The organism is Bacteroidales bacterium (genome assembly GCA_035353855.1).
Classification (GTDB): domain Bacteria; phylum Bacteroidota; class Bacteroidia; order Bacteroidales; family CG2-30-32-10; genus DAOQAK01.
Genome location: DAOQAK010000012.1, coordinates 1 through 23617, shown reverse-complemented (window position 1 = coordinate 23617; position 23617 = coordinate 1). Strand labels below are relative to the sequence as shown.

Annotated in this window: 18 protein-coding genes; 8 read left to right on the top strand and 10 right to left on the bottom strand. The window is 33.7% G+C overall.

Translation table 11 applies throughout. The annotated features are described in order from the left end of the window. Window positions 1-26 precede the first annotated feature (26 nt). The 5 genes from ileS to PKK00_04420 all read left to right on the top strand — a co-directional run bounded on the left by ileS (window position 27) and on the right by PKK00_04420 (window position 9835). On the top strand, window positions 27-3389 hold the full coding sequence (gene ileS, locus PKK00_04440) for an isoleucine--tRNA ligase (GenBank protein ID HNW97646.1): 3363 nt from the start codon (window positions 27-29) through the stop codon (window positions 3387-3389). Window positions 3390-3796: 407 nt separating this feature from the next. Beyond that, the gene (locus tag PKK00_04435; protein HNW97645.1) at window positions 3797-4210 is read left to right on the top strand and encodes a TraR/DksA C4-type zinc finger protein; all 414 of its coding nucleotides are present in this window, start codon (window positions 3797-3799) and stop codon (window positions 4208-4210) included. Between the two features lie 39 nt (window positions 4211-4249). After that, window positions 4250-4897 carry a lipoprotein signal peptidase gene (locus PKK00_04430; protein HNW97644.1) on the top strand — a complete coding sequence of 216 codons (648 nt, stop codon included), beginning with the start codon at window positions 4250-4252 and terminating at the stop codon, window positions 4895-4897. A 183-nt stretch (window positions 4898-5080) separates the two neighbouring features. Next, window positions 5081-8380, top strand: a complete 3300-nt coding sequence (locus PKK00_04425; protein HNW97643.1) for a SusC/RagA family TonB-linked outer membrane protein — start codon at window positions 5081-5083, stop codon at window positions 8378-8380. A gap of 12 nt (window positions 8381-8392) precedes the next feature. Next, window positions 8393-9835, top strand: coding sequence for a SusD/RagB family nutrient-binding outer membrane lipoprotein (locus PKK00_04420; protein HNW97642.1), 1443 nt, complete (start codon window positions 8393-8395; stop codon window positions 9833-9835). 79 nt (window positions 9836-9914) lie between these two features. Here PKK00_04420 and PKK00_04415 read toward each other — a convergent pair whose 3' ends face one another. Then, window positions 9915-10511 (bottom strand): aminotransferase class IV, encoded by a 597-nt coding sequence (locus tag PKK00_04415; GenBank protein ID HNW97641.1) that lies wholly within the window; start codon window positions 10509-10511, stop codon window positions 9915-9917. Further along, a complete protein-coding gene (locus PKK00_04410; GenBank protein ID HNW97640.1) occupies window positions 10495-11475 on the bottom strand; it encodes an aminodeoxychorismate synthase component I in 981 nt (326 codons plus the stop codon). Before PKK00_04410 ends, PKK00_04415 begins: the two co-directional genes overlap by 17 nt. A gap of 18 nt (window positions 11476-11493) precedes the next feature. Between PKK00_04410 and PKK00_04405 the strand changes: the two genes are divergently transcribed. Then, the gene (locus PKK00_04405) at window positions 11494-12060 is read left to right on the top strand and encodes an aminodeoxychorismate/anthranilate synthase component II (GenBank protein HNW97639.1); all 567 of its coding nucleotides are present in this window, start codon (window positions 11494-11496) and stop codon (window positions 12058-12060) included. A gap of 92 nt (window positions 12061-12152) precedes the next feature. Here the strand turns inward: PKK00_04405 and PKK00_04400 are convergent, their stop codons facing one another. The 4 genes from PKK00_04400 to buk all read right to left on the bottom strand — a co-directional run bounded on the left by PKK00_04400 (window position 12153) and on the right by buk (window position 16272). Continuing rightward, entirely contained in the window at window positions 12153-13181 is a 1029-nt protein-coding gene (locus tag PKK00_04400) for a hypothetical protein (protein HNW97638.1), read from the bottom strand. A gap of 23 nt (window positions 13182-13204) precedes the next feature. Then, window positions 13205-14710, bottom strand: coding sequence for a hypothetical protein (locus PKK00_04395; protein ID HNW97637.1), 1506 nt, complete (start codon window positions 14708-14710; stop codon window positions 13205-13207). Then, on the bottom strand, window positions 14698-15075 hold the full coding sequence (locus tag PKK00_04390; protein HNW97636.1) for a PadR family transcriptional regulator: 378 nt from the start codon (window positions 15073-15075) through the stop codon (window positions 14698-14700). Before PKK00_04390 ends, PKK00_04395 begins: the two co-directional genes overlap by 13 nt. A 120-nt stretch (window positions 15076-15195) precedes the next feature. After that, on the bottom strand, window positions 15196-16272 hold the full coding sequence (gene buk / locus PKK00_04385; protein ID HNW97635.1) for a butyrate kinase: 1077 nt from the start codon (window positions 16270-16272) through the stop codon (window positions 15196-15198). Between the two features lie 141 nt (window positions 16273-16413). Here buk and PKK00_04380 point away from each other — a divergent pair, with 141 nt between their 5' ends. Together PKK00_04380 and PKK00_04375 are read left to right on the top strand one after the other, a co-directional pair. Next, complete coding sequence (locus PKK00_04380; GenBank protein HNW97634.1) at window positions 16414-17706, top strand: 4Fe-4S dicluster domain-containing protein; 1293 nt, start codon at window positions 16414-16416, stop codon at window positions 17704-17706. Window positions 17707-17781: 75 nt separating this feature from the next. Further along, the gene (locus tag PKK00_04375; protein HNW97633.1) at window positions 17782-18576 is read left to right on the top strand and encodes a (Fe-S)-binding protein; all 795 of its coding nucleotides are present in this window, start codon (window positions 17782-17784) and stop codon (window positions 18574-18576) included. A gap of 20 nt (window positions 18577-18596) precedes the next feature. On the opposite strand, the gene PKK00_04370 is transcribed toward PKK00_04375, so the two are convergent. The 4 genes from PKK00_04370 to PKK00_04355 all read right to left on the bottom strand — a co-directional run bounded on the left by PKK00_04370 (window position 18597) and on the right by PKK00_04355 (window position 23170). Further along, window positions 18597-19718, bottom strand: a complete 1122-nt coding sequence (locus PKK00_04370; protein ID HNW97632.1) for an ATP-binding protein — start codon at window positions 19716-19718, stop codon at window positions 18597-18599. 144 nt (window positions 19719-19862) lie between these two features. Further along, window positions 19863-21242: a jacalin-like lectin gene (locus PKK00_04365; GenBank protein ID HNW97631.1), complete on the bottom strand. Its 1380-nt coding sequence runs from the start codon at window positions 21240-21242 to the stop codon at window positions 19863-19865. Window positions 21243-21394: 152 nt separating this feature from the next. Further along, entirely contained in the window at window positions 21395-22366 is a 972-nt protein-coding gene (locus PKK00_04360; protein HNW97630.1) for an electron transfer flavoprotein subunit alpha/FixB family protein, read from the bottom strand. Between the two features lie 54 nt (window positions 22367-22420). Next, window positions 22421-23170 carry an electron transfer flavoprotein subunit beta/FixA family protein gene (locus tag PKK00_04355; protein HNW97629.1) on the bottom strand — a complete coding sequence of 250 codons (750 nt, stop codon included), beginning with the start codon at window positions 23168-23170 and terminating at the stop codon, window positions 22421-22423. Window positions 23171-23617 lie beyond the last annotated feature (447 nt).

Sequence of the window (23617 nt, the reverse complement as noted above, 5' to 3'; positions counted from 1 at the left end):
TTTATTAATCAAATTTTATTCGTTAAATGAAACAGAAATACACAGAATACAAGCAACTCGACCTACCTACATTGGGTAAGAATGTTCGCAAATTCTGGGACGATAACGGCATTTTTGAGAAGAGTATTGAAACTAGAGATGGCAAGCCGCAATTTGTTTTTTATGAAGGACCTCCTTCTGCTAACGGGCTTCCGGGTATTCATCATGTTATGGCGCGTGCCATTAAAGATATTTTCTGTCGTTATAAAACTTTGAAAGGCTTCCAGGTTAAACGCAAGGCTGGATGGGATACTCACGGCTTACCTATTGAAATTGCAGTTGAGAAAACTTTAGGAATCACCAAAGAAGATATTGGCAAAACTATTTCTGTTATTGATTATAATAAAGCATGTCGTCGTGAGGTCATGAAATACAAGGATAAATGGGACGACATTACGAAGGAAATGGGCTACTGGGTTGACCTTAACGACCCATATATCACTTTCGATAATAAATATATTGAATCGGTTTGGCATTTACTTTCGCTTTTATATCAAAAAGGATTATTATATAAAGGTTACACCATACAGCCATACTCTCCCGCAGCAGGCACAGGACTAAGCTCACATGAACTTAATCTTCCGGGATGTTATAAAGATGTAAAAGATACAACAGCTGTTGCACAATTTAAAGTTGTAAAAAATCAGAAATCGGAATTTCTTTTTAAAGATATTCATGGCGATTTATTTTTCATTGCATGGACAACTACACCATGGACATTGCCTTCAAACACAGCACTGGCAGTAGGTGCAAAAATAAATTATGTTGTTGTAAAAACTTTCAATCAATACACTTCATTACCTATTACAGTAATTCTTGCGAAAGACTTATTCAGGAATTATTTTCCTGAAAAAAATGAAGAACTGAAACTTGAAGATTACCAGGCCGGACAAAAAAATATTCCATACTCTGTAATTGCCGAATACCAAGGCACACAGCTAGAAGGTTTACGCTACGAACAACTATTACCTTATGCACAACCCGAAGATGGCGACCCATTCCGCGTAGTAGTTGGCGATTTTGTTACAACAGTTGATGGAACCGGAATAGTTCACATCGCTCCAAGTTTTGGCGCCGACGACTTCCGTATGAACAGGCTTTATCATGTGGGTGCGCTTACTATGGTTGACAAGCAAGGAAAGTTTATTGATGCTATGGGTGAATTTGCCGGAAGATATGTGAAATCTGAATACGATGCTAACTTCAATCCCGCTACAAGTCAAAGTGTAGATATTGACATCGTAGTGAAAATGAAGAAAGAAAATAAATGTTTCAAAACTGAGAAATACGAACACTCTTATCCGCATTGCTGGAGAACCGATAAACCTATTCTTTACTATCCGCTCGATTCATGGTTTATAAAAACGACAGCATACAAAGAAAGGATGCTCGAATTAAATAAAACCATTAATTGGAAACCGGAATCCACTGGTACCGGTCGTTTCGGGAATTGGCTCGAAAATTTAGTTGACTGGAATTTATCACGTTCACGTTTTTGGGGTGTCCCAATTCCTGTATGGACAAGCGAAGACCGAAGCGAACAACTTTGCATTGGTTCGGTTGCTGAACTGAAAAAAGAAATTGAAAAATCAATTGCTGCCGGGTTCATGAAAGAAAATCCTTTTGCTTCATTCACCCCTTCCGATAACAGCGCTGAAAATTATTTGAAGTTTGATATTCACCGTCCGTATGTTGATGAAATTATTTTGGTTTCACCAAAAGGAAATAAAATGTTCCGTGAGCCTGATTTGATTGATGTGTGGTTCGATTCAGGTTCTATGCCTTATGCACAATTCCATTATCCTTTTGAAAATAAAAATAATTTAAAAGAATATTTCCCTGCTGATTTTATTGCTGAAGGTGTTGACCAGACTCGTGGATGGTTCTTTACGCTTCATGCAATTGCAACCATGTTATTCGATTCCGTAGCTTTCAAAACTGTGGTTTCAAACGGACTTGTATTGGATAAAGCAGGAAATAAAATGTCGAAACGTTTGGGCAATGCAGTTGACCCATTCGAAACCATCGAAAAATATGGCCCCGATGCTACACGCTGGTATATGATTACCAATTCGCAGCCATGGGATAACCTGAAATTTGACGTAGAAGGCATAGGCGAAATCCAACGTAAATTTTTCGGTACCTTATATAATACGTATAACTTTTTTGCAATTTATGCAAATATTGACAACTTCAATTACAAAGAAACTGAAATACCTATTGAAAAAAGACCGGAGATTGACCGATGGATACTTTCCCAATTGAATTCATTGATCAAAAATGTTGATGAATGCTACAATGATTTCGAACCTACCAAAGCAGGAAGAGCAATTCAAAGTTTTGTTGACGAACATTTGAGCAACTGGTATGTGCGCCTTTGCCGACGCAGGTTCTGGAAAGGTGAATATTCCAACGATAAAATCTCTGCTTATCAAACATTATACAGATGCCTTGAAGTTCTATCGCAATTGATGGCTCCTATTGCACCATTCTTTGCAGAACGACTATTCCTCGATTTGAATAATGTAAGCGGAAGAATTAATTCCGAATCAATTCATCTTACTGATTTTCCTGTTGCTGACGAAAAGCAAATCAATAAAGAACTTGAAGAAAGAATGCAGATAGCACAAAATATTTCTTCGATGGTTCTTTCACTACGCAAGAAAGTAAACATCCGTGTTCGTCAACCATTAGGAAAGATAATGGTTCCGGCACTTGATGAAAATTTCAAACGACAAATTGAAGCAGTAAAAAATATTATTCTTTCGGAAGTAAACGTGAAAGAATTGGAACTGATAACAAATGCTTCGGGAATTCTTATCAAAAAAATAAAACCTAACTTTAAAACATTAGGCCCTAAATTCGGAAAGATGATGAAGCAAATAGCATCAACCATTTCAGAATTTTCACAAAACGATATTGATAAAATCGAAAAAGAAGGAATATATAAATTAGTAATAGCAGGCGAAACTTTTGAACTAAATCTTTCCGATGTGGAAATCTTTTCAGAAGATATTCCCGGGTGGCTGGTTACCAATATGGGAAGCCTCACTGTTGCCCTTGACATAACCGTTACCGAACAGTTACATGATGAAGGTATTGCACGTGAATTGATTAATCGTATTCAGAATATTAGAAAGGAAAGTCAGTTTGAAGTTACCGACAAAATTTCCTTACTTGTTGAAAAGCATGAAAAAATAAATTCATCCATTAGAAATAATAATTCATATATTTGTGCTGAGACTTTGGCAGTATCTTTAAATCTTGTTGATTCAATCGACATCGAAAACTCTACAGCAGTAGAGTTGGTTGACGATATTTCAACAAAAATACTTGTAAAAAAAGTTTAATATTAATTTTAAACGACCATACCATGCAAAAGAAAAAACAAATTAAAGGTAAGGCTGTTATAGTGAAAAAGAATAAACCTGCCGGTCGGTCAGGCAAGGAAGTGAAGAAAAATAACGCTACTAAAAAAGTTGTAAAAAAGGCAGCACCAGTAAAAAAAACTGCTAAAAAGGTTATTAAAAAAGCGGTAACTAAAAAACCTGTGAAGAAAAAAGTTATTTCTAAAGCAGTAAAAAAAGTTGTTGTTAAAAAAGTAGAAAAGAAAAATATTAAAAAACCTGTATTACCTAAAAAACAAGAAAAAGAAAAAAAATTGCAGGTTACTCCAAAAATTGAAAAGAAAGTTGTTGTAAATAAAGTTGAAAGAAAAGAAATGAAGAAAGAGACGAAGAAAGCAATTCAGCCGGAAATGAAACAGAAAAAAATCGATGATGCTGTAGTAGAAAAGGTAAGATATACTGACGAAGAACTGATGGAGTTCAAAAAAATTATTCTAGATAAACTGGAAGAAGCGCATCGCGATCTTGCTTTATTAACAGAAGCATACACTACAAAAAACGAAAATGATACAAATGATACTTCTCCAACTTTCAAAGTTCTTGAAGAAGGTTCAAATGTATTGTCAAAAGAAGAAAACAGTCAACTTGCTGCACGCCAGAAAAAATTTATTCGCGATTTGGAAAATGCTCTAATACGCATTGAAAACAAAACTTATGGTATATGCCGTGTTACAGGCAGGCTTATTCCAAAAGAACGTTTACGCGTTGTACCTCATGCAACCATGAGTATAGAAGCAAAACTGCAACAACCCCAAAAAAGATAAATAACTATAAATTATTGAATACCGTTAAAATTTTATCTTGTGCTGAAAAAATCATTTCTGGTTATTTTTCTTGTTCTGTTTGTTGATCAGGTTTTAAAATTCTGGATAAAAACCAACATGTACCTTGGACAGGAGTATCATGTCTTTGGAAATTGGTTTATTATACATTTCACAGAGAATAATGGAATGGCTTTCGGGATGGAGTTTGCAGGTAATTACGGAAAATTATTCCTAAGTATTTTTCGAATAATTGCTGTTGCTGTAATTGGATGGTATTTATTCAGTAAAGCAAAAAAGAAAGAGATTACGACTGGATTAGCCATAAGCTTATCATTCATTTTTGCAGGAGCAATAGGAAATATTCTCGACAGCGCTTTTTATGGAATGATTTTCAACGATAGTTACTTTCAGGTAGCACAGTTACTTCCTGAAGGCGGCGGTTACGGTAGCTTCCTTCACGGCAAAGTAGTAGATATGTTATATTTCCCTATAATACAAAGTCATTATCCCGGTTGGTTCCCCTTTTGGCAAGGTGAGGAATTTATTTTTTTCCGCCCGGTATTTAATATTTCTGATGCCAGCATTACCACGGGAGTTATACTTTTAATTTTATTTCAGAAAAAATATTTTCGCAAATTGACCGAAAACAAAAAAACTGAAAATACCGAAAAAGTAAATATTCCATAAATTACGATGAATCATTTTAAAAAATAGATGAAAAACCATAAATTCTAAACGGTTTTAAAATTTTTATTAACAAAAAATATTACCCCCATTGTTAAAAATTTAATCAATTTATTTTTTTTAACTAATAAATATCATTTATATTTGCCCCAACATCAATTTAATTTTTAACTAAAATCAAACACTATGAGAAAAATTATCCTTTTACTGGGAGTTTTTCTTTTGAGCTTTACGTTTGCGATGGCTCAAAAGACTATTACGGGGAAGGTTACCAGCAAAGAAGATGGTAGCGCATTACCTGGAGTAACCGTTGCAGTAAAAGGCACAACAACCGGAACAATCACTGATATTTCGGGAGAGTATAAACTCAGCGTGCCTGCAACAGCAACAACTTTGGTTTTTTCATTTGTTGGAATGAAAAGCCAAGAAGTAGAAATTGGTACACAAACTACAATTAATGTAGCGCTCGAATCAAGTGCGACCAACCTTGAAGGAGTTGTTGTTACAGCTCTGGGTATTACAAGAGAAAAAAAATCTCTGGGTTATGCTACTCAGGAATTAAAGGGAGACTTAGTAAATACGGTTAAAACCGATAACTTTGTCAATTCTCTTTCCGGTAAGATATCTGGAGTACAAGTAAAAAAGACTACTAATATTGGAGGATCTACAAATATCCAGATTCGTGGTGCTAAATCACTAACCGGAAACAACCAGGCTTTATTTGTTGTTGATGGTGTTCCTATTAGTAATGATGTTTCAAACACAACATCACAGCAACAGGCCGGACAAGGATTCGATTATGGTAACGCCGCATCAGATATTAATCCTGATGACATTGAATCAATCAACGTTCTTAAAGGTGCTGCCGCTACAGCTCTTTACGGCTCACGCGCTGCAAATGGTGTAATCATGATTACTACTAAAAAAGGATCAGGAAGCAAAGTTGGAAAAAAAGGGATTGGAGTTACATTAAACTCTGGAATTACTGTAGGTTTCGTAGATAAAACAACTTTCCCAACTTACCAGAAAAATTATGGTGCAGGTTATGGTGATTATTGGACTTCGGCAGATTTAAATGGCGATGGTATTGATGAACAATGGGCAAATACTATAGATGATGCTTCATACGGTCCTAAATTTGACGAAAATCTTTTAGTATACCAATGGGATGCTGTAGATCCGGAATCACCTAATTATCTTAAAGCTACTCCTTGGGTAGCCGCAGAAAATGGTCCGGTTACTTTCTTTAATCATCCTATTACATTTACTAATACAGTATCTATTGACAACACAACAACTGTAGGTTCATACAGGCTTTCATATACTAATTATAATCAAAAAGGCTTAATGCCAAATAGTGAATTAATAAAAGATAATATCTATTTGAGTGGAAGTTGGAAAGTAACGGATAAATTAACTGCAGCCGGTTCTGCAAATTATCTTACACAAAAAGCTACAGGCCGTAACTCTACCGGATATAGTGATAATATTTGCACTTCATTCCGTCAGTGGATGGAAACAAATGTTGACATGAAAGACCAGTGGGATGCTTATGATAAAACAGGCAGAAATGTTACATGGAACTGCGATCCTATAGATCCGGTACCTGCTTATTGGGACAATTATTACTGGACTCGTTATGAAAACTACGAAAATGATGGAAGAAATCGTATTACAGGAAATATGTCATTAGATTACAAAGTAAATGACTGGTTTGATATATTCGGAAGAGTTGCAGGCGATTCATACAATGAATCTCAGGAAGAAAGAAGAGCTGTTGGAAGTATCGCCAGCGAGTTTGGTATAGGTACTACCACCGATGGTAGTGGTGGCAGAAATAAACAGGAATCTGGTTATTTAAGAAGAGATATTACTTTCACTGAATATAACTATGATGTAATGTTGAATTTCAATAAAAATATTTCTGAAGATATAAGTTTTAAAGGTATTATAGGAAACAATATCAGACGTACAGAATATAACAGGATTATTACTGCAACCAATGGCGGCTTAGTAGTTCCGGGTTTATATTCATTAAGAAACAGTCACGATCCTCTTTCAGTAAGAGAATTAGCAACTACAATTGGAGTTAACGGTGTTTATGCTGATGCTTCTTTTGGATACAAAAACTATTTATATTTAGAAACTACATTAAGACGTGACCATTCTTCTACTTTACCAGTAGATAAAAGTAAATATTATTATCCGTCAATATCATCCAACTTTGTTTTTTCTGAATTTACTAAAAAACTTACATGGTTATCATTTGGTAAAGTTCGTTTAAATTATGCACAGGTTGGCAATGGTGCTGATTTTGATCAATTGACAGATAACTACGCTGCTGTAACACCATTCTATAGTCCTATTTATGATGTTCCATCAACAAAAAAGAATCCAGAATTAAGACCTGAAATGACAAAGAGTATTGAAGGTGGGTTAGAAATGAATTTCTTAGGCAGAAGAGTTGGATTTGATTTAGCTATCTATAAAACCAATACCATTGACCAGATTCTTCCTATGGCAATATCAACAGCAACAGGATATGCTTTAGAAGTTGTTAATGCTGGAAATTTACAAAATAGCGGTATTGAATTAACCTTAAATGGTACTCCGGTTAAACAAAAGAATTTTAAATGGGATATTAATGTTAACTGGACAAAAAATCACAATAAAGTTCTTGAATTAATGGAAGGTGTTGATAATTTACAGCTTGGTTCATACCAAGGTGGCGTAACCATTAACGCAATGGTTGGAGAACCTTATGGTGTTATATACGGAACTGATTATACTTATATTAATGGTGAAAAAGTTCTTGACCCAGAAACAGGTGCTCCTATAGCAACAGAAACATCAGATAATATTATTGGAAATATTAATCCTGATTGGACAGGAGGTATTTCAAATACATTTACCTATAAAAACTGGGCATTTAGTTTCTTGGTTGATATACAAAAAGGTGGAGATATTTTCTCACTTGATATGTATTATGGATTAGCAACAGGTTTGTATCCTGAAACAGATTATACTAATGACTTAGGTAATCCGGTAAGAGATCCTCTTGATTTCAATCAGTACGATGCTGATGGAAATGGCATAGTAAGTGGTGGTTATACTGCTGCTAGCGGTGGCTATATCATTGACGGCGTTAATCCTGATGGAAGCATTAATCAAACAAGAATAGATGCTTATAATTTTGGTGGATTCGGTTATGGAAGTTATCCAAATAAAGAATTCGTTTATGATGCAAGTTATGTTAAATTAAGAGAAGTAAGTTTATCATACACTTTACCATCTGATAAATTAAGTAAATGCTTTATTACTGGAGCTACCTTTAGTTTAATTGCATCTAATCCATGGATAATCTTCAAAAACTTACCTTATGCAGATCCTGAATCCGGTTTAGGAGCAGGTAATTTACAAGGTTATACTATAGGTTCATTACCATCAACTCGTGATTTTAGTTTTAATGTTAAACTTAACTTCTAATTTATACAAAACATGAAAAAGATATTGATAATTTTTACAATCTTCCTGACATTTTCTGCTTGTACGAAATTGGAAGATTTAAATAAAAACACAAAGGACCCCTCAATCGTTCCTGGAGAGCTTTTATTCACAGGAGCACAAAAGAACATTTTTGATATTATGGTAACCCCAAATGTAAACCAAAATATTTTTAGAATGTTTACTCAGCAGTGGACAGAAACCACCTATACTGATGAATCTAATTATGATTTGGTTACCAGAAGTATTCCTGATAACTTTTGGGATGCTATTTATTTAAATATTCTTAAAAATTTAAAAGAATCTAAAAGGCTGATTTCAGAAAAAGAATATGTTAACGAAGCTCCGGCAATTAAAAAGAATAAACTTGCTATTATTGAAGTTTTATCTGTATATGCATGGGGTACTTTAGTTGAAACATTTGGAAATATCCCTTATTCTGAAGCTTTAGATGTTACAAATGAAACACCTGCTTACGATGATGGCTTAACAGTTTATAAAGACCTTATTTCAAGGTTAAATACTGCAATAGCTGATATGGATCCTTCTGAAGGAAGTTTTGATTCCGGTGATAACATGTACGGCGGCGATGTTGCAGCATGGTATAAATTTGCCAATTCATTAAAATTGCATATGGGAATGATTTTATCAGATGTTACTGCTGAATCTGCTCTTGCCAAAACTATAATTGAAGATGCTGCACCAAATGTATTTACTTCAAATGCAGATAACGCAGTTCTTCCTTATTCTGATGATGCTCAATCCAATTCAAATCCTGTTTATACTGACTTGGTTGCTAGCGGAAGACACGATTTTGTTCCTGCTAATACCCTTGTTGATTATATGGATACATTGGGCGACCCAAGAATGCCGTTTTATTTTACTTATAAAACCGGTACCACAACCTATGTTGGTGGAATTTTTGGAATGTTGAATAGATATTCAAAATGTTCTCATGTTTCTTCTCCAATACAAGCAGCAACTTTTGAAGGTATGATTTTCGATTATGCAGAAGTTGAATTTTTACTTGCAGAAGCTGTTGAAAGAGGATATAATATTGGAAGCGGAACTGCTGCTGATCATTATAATGCAGGTATCACAGCCAGTATGGAATATTGGGGTGTAGCTCCCGCTGATATTGCTACTTACCTTGCTAAACCTGAAATAGCTTATTCTTCAACTTCATGGAAAGAAAAAATAGGTATACAGCAATGGTTTGCATATTATAATCGTGGTTTTGAAGCATGGACAGAATGGAGAAGATTAGATTTTCCGGTTCTTGTTGCACCACCAAATGCAAAATCAGTTATTCCTTTACGTTATACTTTCCCTGTTGAAGAACAAACACTTAATGCTGCTAACTTTAACGCTGCTGTTAGTGCTCTTGGAGCAGGCGGAGATGCAGTTAGCCATAAATTATTCTGGGATAAAAATTAACAAATAATATTTATCTTCATAAAAGGCTGTCTCAAAAAGACAGCCTTTTTAATTTAAAATAAAATCTCAACACATTTCTTTAAACAACAATATCGCATATAGGGATCATGCGCTTCAAATTAAAATCGAGCATGGAATTTATAAGCATGGCTTTTGAAAAATGTTTTAAATCGGAAGGACGAATTTCTTCTGCAAATATTTTTCCTTCGTCAAGAAGCTGCTGCCGCTTAGTTCCCTTTAATAATGGGGATGCCGGAGTATACCATCGATTTCCATCAAAGAAAATTATATTTGAAAAAGAAGTATCGGTAATAAAACCATTTCTAATAATTAGTATTTCATCATAGATACAATCATCAAGCAGGCTGTCAAAACATTCTCGATTTGCGTATTTAAATTTATAATCGATTTCGTTATCCTCAACCAATTGCAAAGATTTTATTTTTTTTGTCAAATAAGGAATATACTGAATATCATTTATCTCTTTCCCATATACAATGCGGCACTTGTAAACTCCCTGCCTGGCTCTTAAAGGTACATTGATTGCAGGTTCAATGTCAAGCTGCTCTTTAATATTAAACAAAATCATTCTGCTATCATCAACACGCCGCTGATGATAACGAAGATTACAAACCTGGCCCTTTTCCAGTTTTATGGTTTCAAGAAGCTGGTACATATATTTTGTCTATCATTTCCTGGTATTCATTTTCAGGATTACTGTTTACTGTAATACCTCCGCCACTTTTATAAAAATATTTTCCGTCACGCTTTTCAATAAAACGAATCATCACGCCACTATCGAGCATTGAGCCATCAAAATATCCAAAAATTCCTGTATAATATTTCCTGCTGTATGTTTCTGATTCGTTAATAATTTCAATGGTTTTATTTTTTGGCGCACCACTTACAGAACCTGCCGGTAATAATGCAGCTATAATGGTTCCTATATTTTCATAATATAATTTTGGTAATTGTCCGCATATTTCAGAACTCACCTGAAGCAAAGGTTTTTCAGATGTTTCAATGCGATCGATATACCTGAAGCGTTTCACATAAACATTTTTTGCTACCATGCTTAAATCGTTTCGAATTAAATCAACAATAGTACAATGTTCAGCAAATTCTTTTTTGTCATTGATTATTTTTTCTTCTGCTTTTTCTGTTGTAGCATCAATAGTGCCTTTCATCGGATAAGAAGAAATAACTCCTGTATCATCAATCTTAACAAATATTTCAGGTGAAAAAACCACAAAATCATCGTTGAATAAAAGTTTATATTTTGATCGTGACAAATAAAAAATTTCTTTTAAAGTAAGATTTATTTTTATAGGTGTTTCAAATGTCAGGTTAACCAGGTATGAATTCCCAAAGTGCAAATGTTTCTGAACTTTGCTGTATGAGTTAAGAAAATCATTATAAGCAAGCGGAAATTTTTTAATATGTATTTCTTTATTTTCAACAAGTGGTTTCGTTGTATTTGTAAAACCATTTATGTTATATAAAATATTTTCGCTTTTGATCTCAGATAAAGGAATAATAACAGGCCAGGTACAATTAAAATCAATGATGAACAGAAAGGGGATTTTATTTTTCCCAAATTCATTCATTTTACATATTATTGCATCGGTATTCGTCATCATACAAATATAATAAATAAAATGAGCATTTGCATCATAGATAATCATGATTCTTTTACTTTTAATTTAGTTCAAATCATTGGAAACTTTTCTGATTTTTATTTTCAAGTATTTAAAAATGATGATATTGATATTGATGATGTGCAAAATTTCGATAAGATATTATTTTCTCCCGGACCAGGCTTACCTTCTGAAGCAGGAAAGATGAATGAAATAATAAAAAAATTTTCAGCTACAAAAAGCATACTTGGAATTTGCTTAGGACATCAGGCAATTGCGGAAGTTTTTGGCGGAAGTATTTATAATTTAACCAAACCTTTACATGGTAAAAAAGAAAAAATCATTATCGACATCTCTGATTATTTATTTCATGAGATCCCCTCTGATATTGAAGTTGGATTATATCATTCTTGGGCAGTAAATGAAAATGATTTACCATCATCATTAAAAATTATAGCTAAGAACAAGGATGGGCTAATAATGGGATTAGCCCATAAATACTACGATGTAAGAGGTTTGCAATTCCATCCGGAATCTGTAATGACTCCCCATGGTGAAAAAATAATTGAAAACTGGTTAATGCATTAAACACAATACTATTTATATAAAAAACCTCAAAGAACTCTGCTGCACTTATCTTTACTATTCTCTGAGGCTTTTTATTTAATAATGTTTAGGTTTTAAATTGTCTCCAATGCTTCTGCTTCAGCCATTTTCACATTAGTTTCAATACTACCCAGGTTTCCAAGCACGGTTACAATATATGCTCCATAAGGGAAAAAGGAATCTTCCCATTTTAATGTGTTTACTTCACCATTATATGTATCGGTTATATCAGAAGTACTAAGTAATTCATCAATAATTTTTATACTGGAATCATTGTTCCCGACAAATGATTTAAGATACTCGCGGTAGTTGCTAACCAGAACTTTCAATTCAGCAGCTCTTCCTGAAATTTCATTAATACCTCTCATTATTTTTTTAGTGCGAATTGATTCATCTTTTGCCATAATTGCTGATGTATAAATTTTATTTCCGGGTTCAATAGCAGGTGAATCATTGCCTTCAACAGATTTTACCAATTCAATTTTTATATTATCGATTTGGGTACACAAAGTTTCCGATTTTATTTTAAGTTGAATAATTTTTTCTTTATTAGCTGCAATACCTGATTTTTCAAGAGCTTCATACTTTAATGTGTTTTTTACTGATAATAAATCATTGGTTTTCGCATTATCATTATAAACAATATTAAATGCATTAAGAATGTCACGACTCACATTCACGGCAAGGATAGCACTGAAAACTGCAATATATACCATCAGGAACATTACTCCAAGAAAATTTACTGAAGAATTTTCTTTAGATTTATTATGGTTATAAATATATACCGGCAGGAAATAAAGAAAAGGCAAAGGAACTCCAACAATCAGAAACCAATTTGCTCCAGGCCAATGCTGGATTTTAAAAAGAGCCCCCATAAAACAAATGAATGCACAAATAAAACCAGCTATATACAATGATTTATTTTTTCTTTCATTTCCTTTATAGCTTTGTATGAATGCCAATGGCAAAAATCCAAGACTGAACAATCCAAGTCCAAACGTTACAAGGATACTTGCAAAAGGCCAATGCAAAACCTTGAATAATGCACCAATTACAAAAATATTGATGAATACTATTCCTGAAACTAAGATGAACTTTTTCATAAGTTATATAATTTAAAATTTTATTATTTTGTTTTATTTACCGTGTTCCGATTATCTACAAAGTATCTTGAATTAAGACTTTCAAGCGTTTCAAGTTCTGCAAACCGAACATTCCTCTGAAAAAAACAAAGCTTATCTATTGTTGGAAGTAAAGGCAGATGATAAAAATTAATAAGTTCCCAGCAGAAATATTTTCCTTCTTCTTTAATAAATACTGAATCTTTTATTTCAAGCGCTTTTGAAATTATAGTTACAGCATCTTCATCGCTGATGCAATAATTCAATAATGTATTTTTTAAAGTTTTTATTTTCGTTTTCATTTCCGATGCTTTGCCACTTTTAAAATCTTCTGTATTACCCAGAAGGACATGCATTGAAGCTTCGCCCCCATCCTTATTTATTATTAATGATGTTTTTTTTGTTGCTGCTTTTGCTTCATCCATAGTTACCACATCTACTTTTGATATTATTTCTGTTTTGATATCTTCAATAAAATTGAACACTCCGTCCGACATTGTTACAATATTTTTTATTTTTGATTTCACAGTATCCTGTATTAAAGAATCTGTCATGATTTCTTCTGACAACGCATTGCTTTTATTTTCAAGAATAGTTGCTGTCTTAATAATTTCTGTTCCGGGTTTAATAAAAAGGCTTAATACATCTTTTGAAACATTTATAGCAAGCAAAAGGCTGAACATATTGAAAAATAAAATTCCGGTACATAAAAAAAGAAAACTTGCTTTTATGTTTTCTGCATTTTTATATACTTTCATTGTGAATAAAGGAAAAAATATTGTGGTTAACCCTATAGCGCCAACAATAAGGCAGGGAAGAGCTCCGGGCCAATGCACTATTTTAAAGAGCATTCCTGCGAGATAAATTATTAGCGAAATAGCCCCGATAATATAAGTACCTTTATGATTCCTGGTATTTTCATCACGAAGTTTTAAAATGAGTATAGAAGGAATTAAAATCAACCCTAATGACGAAAAGCCAATGATCAGAAATAACTTATCAAATGGATAATGTTGTATCTTAAATAAAATACCAAAAATAAAAAGTATACCCCCGATAATGGAGATGATATAAGTGAAGAGGCTACCTTTTAATTTTGATTCTTTTCGCATCACCCATAAAGCTGAAGGAAAAAAGATAGCCCCAAGAAAGAAGAATCCAAAAATCAGCAAAGGTCCAGCCCCGGGCCAGTGCTGAATTTTAAATAAAGCACCAACGGTGATCATCAGCATGGAGATCCATCCGACTATTTTCATTGTTTTTTTCATAAGCCTGTATTTTTTATCTATTAATAATAATGTGTCTTCCTGAACTTTTTTTAATTCTTTGTTTCCAAAAAGGTTTTTTACTTTTTCAAAAGCCCTGTCAAAGCTGGAACCTTGCTGCATTTCGTTTTCTATCTCGCAACAGATATGGTCAATCAAATCTTCACGAAGATGAGAAAATGTAATGTTTGCCCTGGTAACTTCTTCAATTATAATTTCAATATTTGCCGCTGTTAAATTTTGCATAACTCAAGGCTAAATCCGGGTTTTAATAAAACACTAATCATTTCAATGAATTCCTGTAATTCTTTTATTTTTTCTTTAGCAACGCTTTTTCCTGTTTTGGTAAGCTTGTAGTAAATTCTTACTCGACCATTGATTATTTCCGATTCTGTTACAACAGAACCATCTGTTTCAAGCTTGTGGAGAATAGGATAAAGTGCACCAAACGTAAGTTTGATCCTTCCGCCAGTGATCTCTTCCACTTTCTGAGTAATCTCATAGCCATACATCTTATTGTTTTCAGACAATAGCTTTAGTACTATCGATTTCAATGAACCTTTTAAAAGTTCTTTCGATATCATTTCTTTTTTTGTATCAGAATTTTTCATATGATATAATCTTATATATTGCAAATATAGTATATTCTGATTTTAAAAGTCAAGTTTTTTCAAAAAAAATAGCCTGTTTTGTGAAACAGGCTAAAATAGAAGGATTTAAGGATAACTATTTTATTCGTAAACCAAAGGTTGTATTTCGCCTTCGAGCACCATAAGCCCGTTTGAAGCTAATGCACGCATTTCATCTTCGCCCGGATAAATACCAACAGGAGCTATTTTTTGAACTTTATTTCTGATATATTTAATAAAGCCTTTATTATAAGCAATACCACCAGTGATAAGAATTGCATCCACATTGCAATCAAGAACAACTGCCATTGATCCTATTTCTTTAGCAACCTGGTATGCCATTGCTTCCTGCACTTTGGTTGCTAATTCATCGCCATTATTTACACGCTGTTCAACTTCGTACGCATTGTTAGTTCCAAGGTAAGCAACAAATCCACCTTTACCGGTAATCATTTTAAGGATTTCTTTTTGCGTATATTTTCCACTGAAGCATAAACGTACCAATTCACCTACAGGCAAACTTCCTGTACGTTCAGGTGAGAAAGGACCATCACCGTCAAGAGCCTGGTTCACATCAATAACGCGACCTTTTTTATGTGCACCTATACTGATACCGCCACCAAGATGCACAACAATTAAATTAAGGTCCTCATATTGCCTTCCGGTTGCCATTGCATGCATACGTGCTATAGCTTTTTGATTAAGTGCATGAAAAATAGAAATTCTTTTCAGTTCCGGATGACCTGTAAAACGGGCAACCTCCTCCAGTTCATCTACAACAACAGGATCGGTAATATAGGCTTTAGCGTTAGGAATCATTCGCGCAATTTCATCGGCAATCAAACCACCAAGATTACTGGCATGTTGTCCCTGGATACCTTCGCGTAAATCCTCTTTCAAACGTTCATTAACTTCATATATCCCCGAAGGAATAGGTTTTACCAAACCACCACGGGCAACTATTATCTGAATATCTTTAATATTAATCTTTGCATCTTTCAATTCCTGGATAATGATGTTTTTGCGATATTCGTACTGGTCGGCTATTTTTTCAAATTTATCAATATCTTCAGAAGAGTGTTTGATATTTTTTAAAAAAGCAATGTCATTAGAGTGATATACAGCAATCTTAGTTGATGTTGAACCCGGGTTAATGGTTAGGATAGTTTTTTTATTCATATTTCATTATTTTTGCAAAATTATCTGTAAACAAATTAACAAAAGAATTTTTAATTTTCATATATTATTTTAAAAATATTTATTGACTTTAACGGAACTATTTTATTTGGAATTCAATACAATAATTAAACATTAATAAAAATGGTAAAACAGATACTCTTTATTACTTCTGTATTAATAGCATTCGGGATATTCACTTTTTCAATTCGAAAAATTTTTGCATTAATAAAATTAACCAAACCTTATCCTGTTAAAGATATTGGAAAACGAATTTCATTAATGCTGGAAGTTGCGATTGGTCAAACAAAAATTTTCAGAAAACCTTTTGCAGGATTTTTTCATGCATTAGTCTTCTGGGGATTTTGCGTAATCCTTTTTGGTTCGCTTGAAATGATGATTGATGGGATTACAGGTCTTGAAAAATCATTATCATTCCTTGGAATTGTATACGAAATATTAATGGCATTTGGTGATATATTCGCTCTACTGGTATTAATTTCAATCATTGTTTTTCTTGCAAGAAGATTATTCTTTCATATCAAGCGTTTCAGCGGGATTGAAATGGAACACAAATCGCATGCTGATGCAAACATCGCGCTTACGTTGATTTTGCTGTTGATGGTATCGTTGCTTGGAATGAACATTTCATACATAAGCATTACAGGCGAAGGAAATTATTATCCTGTAAGTAATTTTATTTTCGGTCTTCTCGGGATTAACGGTGAATATAAAACAATGTATGAAGTTTGCTGGTGGACGCATATTTTAATGATTTTTATTTTTATGAATGTTCTTCCTTACTCAAAACATTTTCATGTTTTCATGTCGGTACCGAATGTTTTTCTCAGTAGATTGGAGCCACTCGGAAAATTACCCAACATGGATAATGTTACCAGGGAAGTAAAAATTATGATGGACCCGAATTTGGCTTATGCTGCACCTTCCGCTACCGATGCACCTCCTGAACGTTTTGGTGCAAAAGACCCGGAAGATGTTACCTGGAAAACTTATCTCGATTCATTATCGTGTACCGAATGTGGACGCTGTACTTCTGTTTGTCCTGCAAATATCACCGGGAAAAAATTATCGCCACGTAAGTTGATGATGAATTTGCGTGCACGTATGAAAGAAAAAGGTCCGCAGCTTATAAAAAATAAATCGTTTGATGATGGAAAATCATTGCGCGATTATATTTCACCCGAAGAAATTTGGGCATGCACAACTTGCAATGCTTGCGCAAAAGAATGCCCGATAAATATGAATCACCCGATCTTAATTATGGAATTGCGAAGATATATTGTAATGGAAGAATCGGCAGCACCTTCAGGCTTAAACACTATTTTCAATAATATTCAGAACAATGGAGCACCCTGGCAATTCTCGCCTGAAGACCGTTTGATATGGGCAAACGATATTACAGTAAAACAAAAATAAAAAGACATTCGACTTGCTAAAGCAAGTCGTCATTAATAGTCATTAATAGTATAAATTTAATTTAATCACAAAAAAATGACAGAAGAAAAAATAAATGTTCCTGTAATGGCTGATGTTTTTTCAAAAGGAGAAAAACCTGAATATCTTTTCTGGGTAGGCTGTGCCGGCGCATTTGACGACCGATATAAAAAAGTTGCGAAAGCTTTTACAAAAATTTTATATCATCTTAAAGTGAATTATGCTGTACTTGGAAAAGAAGAGACCTGTACCGGCGATCCCGCACGCAGAGCCGGAAACGAAATGCTTTACCAGATGCAGGCATTGATGAATATTGATACGTTCTCACGCTATGAAGTGAAAAAAATTCTTACTATCTGTCCGCATTGTTATAATATTTTCAAAAATGATTACCCCGATCTTGGCGGCAATTACGAAGTAATCCACTACACTCAATTCCTTCAAAAATTTATTGAAGAAGGAAATTTGAAAATAAATTCTGACCTATTCAAAAATAAAAAAATAACTTTCCACGACCCTTGTTATCTTGGTCGTTGTAATAATGAATACCAGGCACCGCGCGATGTTCTGAATGCAATTCCTTCAGTAAAAAAAGAAATGAAACGCAATAAAAGTTTTGCATTATGTTGCGGTGCAGGAGGCGGGCAAATGTTCAAAGAAGCTGAAAAAGGCGATAAGGAAATTTTTATTGAACGCACCGAAGATGCTTTGGAAACCGGCGCTGATATTATTGCAACAGCATGCCCTTTCTGCATGACTATGCTTACCGATGGGTTAAAATATAAAAATAAAGAAGAAGAAATTTTTAATTTCGATATTGCTGAAATTATAGTAAAAGCGCTTGATTTATAAAAGATATAGTAAATCAAATATTATATCAAAAAATCAGAATAGTTTTTCTGTGTTATAACATTAGTCTTCGTTTTGGGGTAAGCATTTAAAAATGTTAAAGGAAATTTTGATTTAACTTTTGACCACTTGATTTCATATGCAGTAAGCCCATCATCAGATTCCTCAACAAAATCAATTTCCTGTTGTTGAGTAGTTCTCCAAAAAAAATATTTCATATCAATTCCTTTATTCGTATTATATTTTATTCGTTCGCTGATAAAGAAATTTTCCCATAAAGCACCTTTATCTGTGCGGTTTTCAAGTGGAGTGAAATTGCCAATTACAGCATTCCTGATGCCATTATCATGGAAATATATTTTCCTGCTTTTTTTAATTTCGTTACGTACATTTTTGCTTAAAGAAGGTAATTGAAAAATAATATACGATTTTTCAAGAGCATCAATATATTTTTCAACAGTTTCTTTGTCTGCCTCCACTAAACGCGATAATTCATTATAAGAAACTTCATTCCCTACTTGCAATGCCAAGGCTTTAACCAGTTTTTGCAATAACACAGGTTTTTTCATAGTTTCAAGCATCAACAAATCTTTGTATAAATAACTGTTTGTAATTAATTTCAGATGTTCTTTTTCCGAGCCTTGGTCAACAACAATTTCAGGATAATACCCATAAATAAGACGATGGTGCAGCAATCTTGTTTCTTCAAGAAGACCATGATGTTTAACCATTTCATCATAAGACAAAGGAAATAAATGGAATTCATATTTTCTCCCCGTCAGTGATTCATTAAGTTTATTTGCCAGCTCAAATGCTGATGAGCCGGTAACAATTAATTGCACATCCTTTATTTTATCGATAAATAGTTTTAATGTTATTCCTATATTTTCTATGCGTTGAGCCTCATCAATACAAACAATTGTATTTTTTCCAATTATACTTCTTAATCGAGTTGACGTAGTGTTTGAAAGAAGCTCCCTGTTATCAGATTCATCACCATCCAGGAAAAGTACATTTTTCTTTTCTTTAAATAAATTTTCTATCAAAGTTGTTTTTCCAACTTGTCGTGCGCCGAAAATGAGTATAGCTTTTTTCTTGTTTAGCTTCTTTAAAATAATTGATTCGATGGTTCTTTGTATTGCCATTTTAATAATTTTTACAACAAATATATAATTATTTTCGATTCAAACCGAATTTTATTATAATTATTTTCGATTCAAACCGAATTTCATTATAAAATCATTTGACTGACTTATGACAATAAAAATCCTGATTTTCTTTTTATCCGCTTACAACGGCATATAAATCAATCCTAATTTATCAAGCTCAGTTCCTGCTCTTCCGTGGAATCCTGCAACCTGAAATCCATTCGGAGCAGTGTATGTAACAGTTGCCGAATTTTGTGTTCCACCTGAGATTGTATTTCCTAAATTAGTTGTAAATTGAATATAAAATATACGAACTGTTCCATCTTTAGTGCCGGAACACAATGTTACCTTGTTTATAAATTCATCTTCCTGTAAAACCAATGTATTTGCAGTGCCACCTGTTCCGCCATGAATAAATGTTGTTCCATCAGTTAAAGCAATATTAACCTGGTCAACGCGGTTACCTGCTCTTATTCCAATAGAAGAAACTTTAGGTCGTTCAGGAATTAAATTAACATCATTAAAATTGGTACCGCCATTTCCTCCAAACTGATCACTGCATCTGATATTACCCGGTAAGCCATAAAAAAATTCAGTAAAAGCAGGTCGATGATCCGATAACATATTTCCAAGTGAATCACGGAATATCGCATCTTCGAGTTTATATTCCAAAGCATTTAACCTGATAAATTTATTCCCTCTGTAGAATATTTTATCAACCACTTCACAATCATAATCGGTCAGTATTGACGAATCGCAAACTATAGCATTTGCGCCTTGTGTTGGTTCAACTCCTCCCCTGATCAACTGCACCCATGGATCGGTTGCAGGTAATCCTGTAACCACTTCACGAATATTATCTTCGTTGCGTGTATACCTGCAATTCCAATCTCCAGTAATAATAACTGCATTTCCAATAGAATTTGTTTGAATATACTGAACTAACTGTAACACATTTTTTCTTCTTGCATCATAAGCTGCTTCAACATCTCCGGCATTTGTATGACAATTATATAAATCAATATAAACACCCTCCTGGAGCCGAATACGTGTGTATGTAAATCCTTTAGGTGTTAAACAATTTCCATCAGTTCCGCTGCAATCATTCCATTTAACTCTTACCAAATCTTCGGCAAAAGGAAAATTTGAAAGCGTGTTCAATCCATCGCCAAATCCCATTCCTCCGCTTGTTGCACTTCGGTATAAGTGATTATCATTTGCATATAATGAAGCATGATAATTAAAATCTTCCTGAACTTGAACAATGTCATAATCTCTAATTCGCTGACCAATGAAAGGTGTATTAAGTGAAGGGTTAGAACTAGAAAAAGGTTCAAGTAACCCGGCAATATTATATGTAAGGACATTGAACTTACCTGTAACTACAGGATAAGGATATGGATGAGGATTTATTGTTTTATCATTAGAATGATCAGAAATATTTTCATTGACAACTGATTTTTCGCATCCAAATATAAACGGAAACAGAAAAATAAAAAAAATAATTTTAATGATTTTCAATTCTGCTTTATTGTAAATTTTCAAAACAAAAATAAAAATTAAAAAAATATAAAACAAAGGAAATGAACTTTTTAATATTACTTTTTAAAGAAAACAAAAAAGCTATTCTTCAAAATAAGAATAGCTTTTTGAAAAAAAAGTAGAATATTTTTTTAACTAGCTTTTAGCTCTTTTACAGCCGAAATAATTTCAGGTAGAACTTTTAAAGCATCGCCAACAATGCCGTAATCAGCGGCTTCCCAAATAGGGGCATCAGGGTCTTTATTAATAGCTACAATACATTTTGAAGAACTGATACCGCCTAAATGCTGTATTGCTCCTGATATTCCGAAAGCGAAATATAAATTAGGTGCAATGATTTTTCCTGTCTGACCGGTATGTTCTTCATGAGGACGCCAGCCTTCATCAGAAACCGGACGTGAACATGCAGTTGCAGCACCCAGAAGAGTTGCAAGTTCTTCAATAGGACCCCAATTCTCAGGACCTTTCATTCCACGACCGCCGGAAACTACAATTTCAGCATCGGTCAAAAGAATTTTTCCGGTAACTTTAGTTACTTCTTTCACCTGGGTTTTTAAATCACCTTCATTATATTGCGGAGCAAAATTTTCAATTTCTGCTGCAACAGGATTTTCAAATAATCCAAATGCATTTTGTAATAATGTAATAATTTTAATCGGCGATTTTACAACTGCATTTACAAATGCTTTTGAAGTAAAAACTCTTTTTGTAATGGTGAAAGGCTCGGTATTAGAGGGTACCCCGGTAACTCCGGTTACCAAACCTGCTTTTAATTTTACGGAAAGCCTTGGAGATATTGCTTTTCCTGAATTGTTGTGTGCAAAAATTACAACATTAGATTTTTCTTTCTCAACAGCCTGAGCAATTACAGAACAATAAACCTGGTTATCGAGTGCATTTAATTTTGCATCGTTAACTGATAAAATTTTATTTGCACCATAAGTGCCTAATTTTTTTAATTCTTCTGCGTCAACATTTCCAATAGAAACAGCAGTTACAGTAGTATTGAATTTTTTTGCCAGTTCTGCAGCATAAGAAACAAGTTCGAATGAAAGCTTTTTAAACTTACCATCCCAATTTTCGGTATATACTAGTATTGACATTTGATTTAGGATTTTAGATTTACGAATGACGATTTATGAATTTACTTTGAATGTTTATAAAACTTTTGCTTCGTTATGCAGCAATTGTACAAGTTCTTTCACATTTTCTGCATCAACTTTTTTGCAAGCAGCTTTTGGTTTTGGATATTCAAAGCTAACATATTCGAGTAATGGTTCTGCTGCAACGGGCTCAACTACCTGTAAAGGTTTTGTGCGGGCGCCCATAATTCCGCGCATTGACGGAATACGTGGCTCTTTGCAAATACCTTTCTGAACTATGGCAACGAAAGGAGTTTGAGTGGTAACAATTTCCTGTCCGCCATCAATTTCTCTTTTCAATTTAATCTGTCCATTTTCTATATCGAAAAATGAAACTGCCGAAACCGAAGTAATTCCAAGCATTTCAGCCAGCATACCGCCAACTGTTGCACCATTAAAATCGCTTGATTCAATACCGCAGAAAATAACATCGAAACTTTCTTTCTTAATAACTTCTGCAAGTTGTGTAGCAATAGTGAAAGCATCTTTAGGTTGAGTATTCACACGAATACCTTTATCTGCGCCAATTGCCAATGCTTTCCTGATGGTAGGTTCAGTTTCAGCTAAACCAACATTAGCAACGGTAATGCTTTCAATTGCACCGGCCTGAGCATCTTTAATATCAAGCACCCGGGTAAGTGCCAGTTCATCCCAGGGATTAATAATCCACTGAACACCGGCATTATCAAAGGTTGTATTGTTATTTACAAATTTGATTTTTGTAGTGGTGTCAGGCACATGACTGATACAAACTAAAATTTTCATATTGTTTAAATAAAATTAATAACCAATTATTAAAAATAAGGTCGCAAAAATACAAAATAATTTGCTTACTGAATTGATAAAGTCTATAATTAAAAATTTCTAAAAAAATAAAATATTAATTTATACTTGTTCTTATCAGGTTTGCAAAGGCAAAACTGTTTAGAACGAGTTATACCGTACAGAAAACAAAAAATATTTTTGCAAAACTCTTTTCTGTCGGTATATTATTTTTTAGCTATAGCCATTAATTGAATCTGCTTGTTTAAAATTACCGATAATAATCCTACAGGATATGTTATTAACTCTTGAAAATATGATTTTGTCAATATTGGCTAAATCATTTTTTGAGGTGCTGCGTATAAAGGAGAAAAAGCTATATGGAAACAAATACTATTCTCCGCTTAATTGTACCAGAAGAAATCATAAAGTCGTTTGATTTAATAGAGA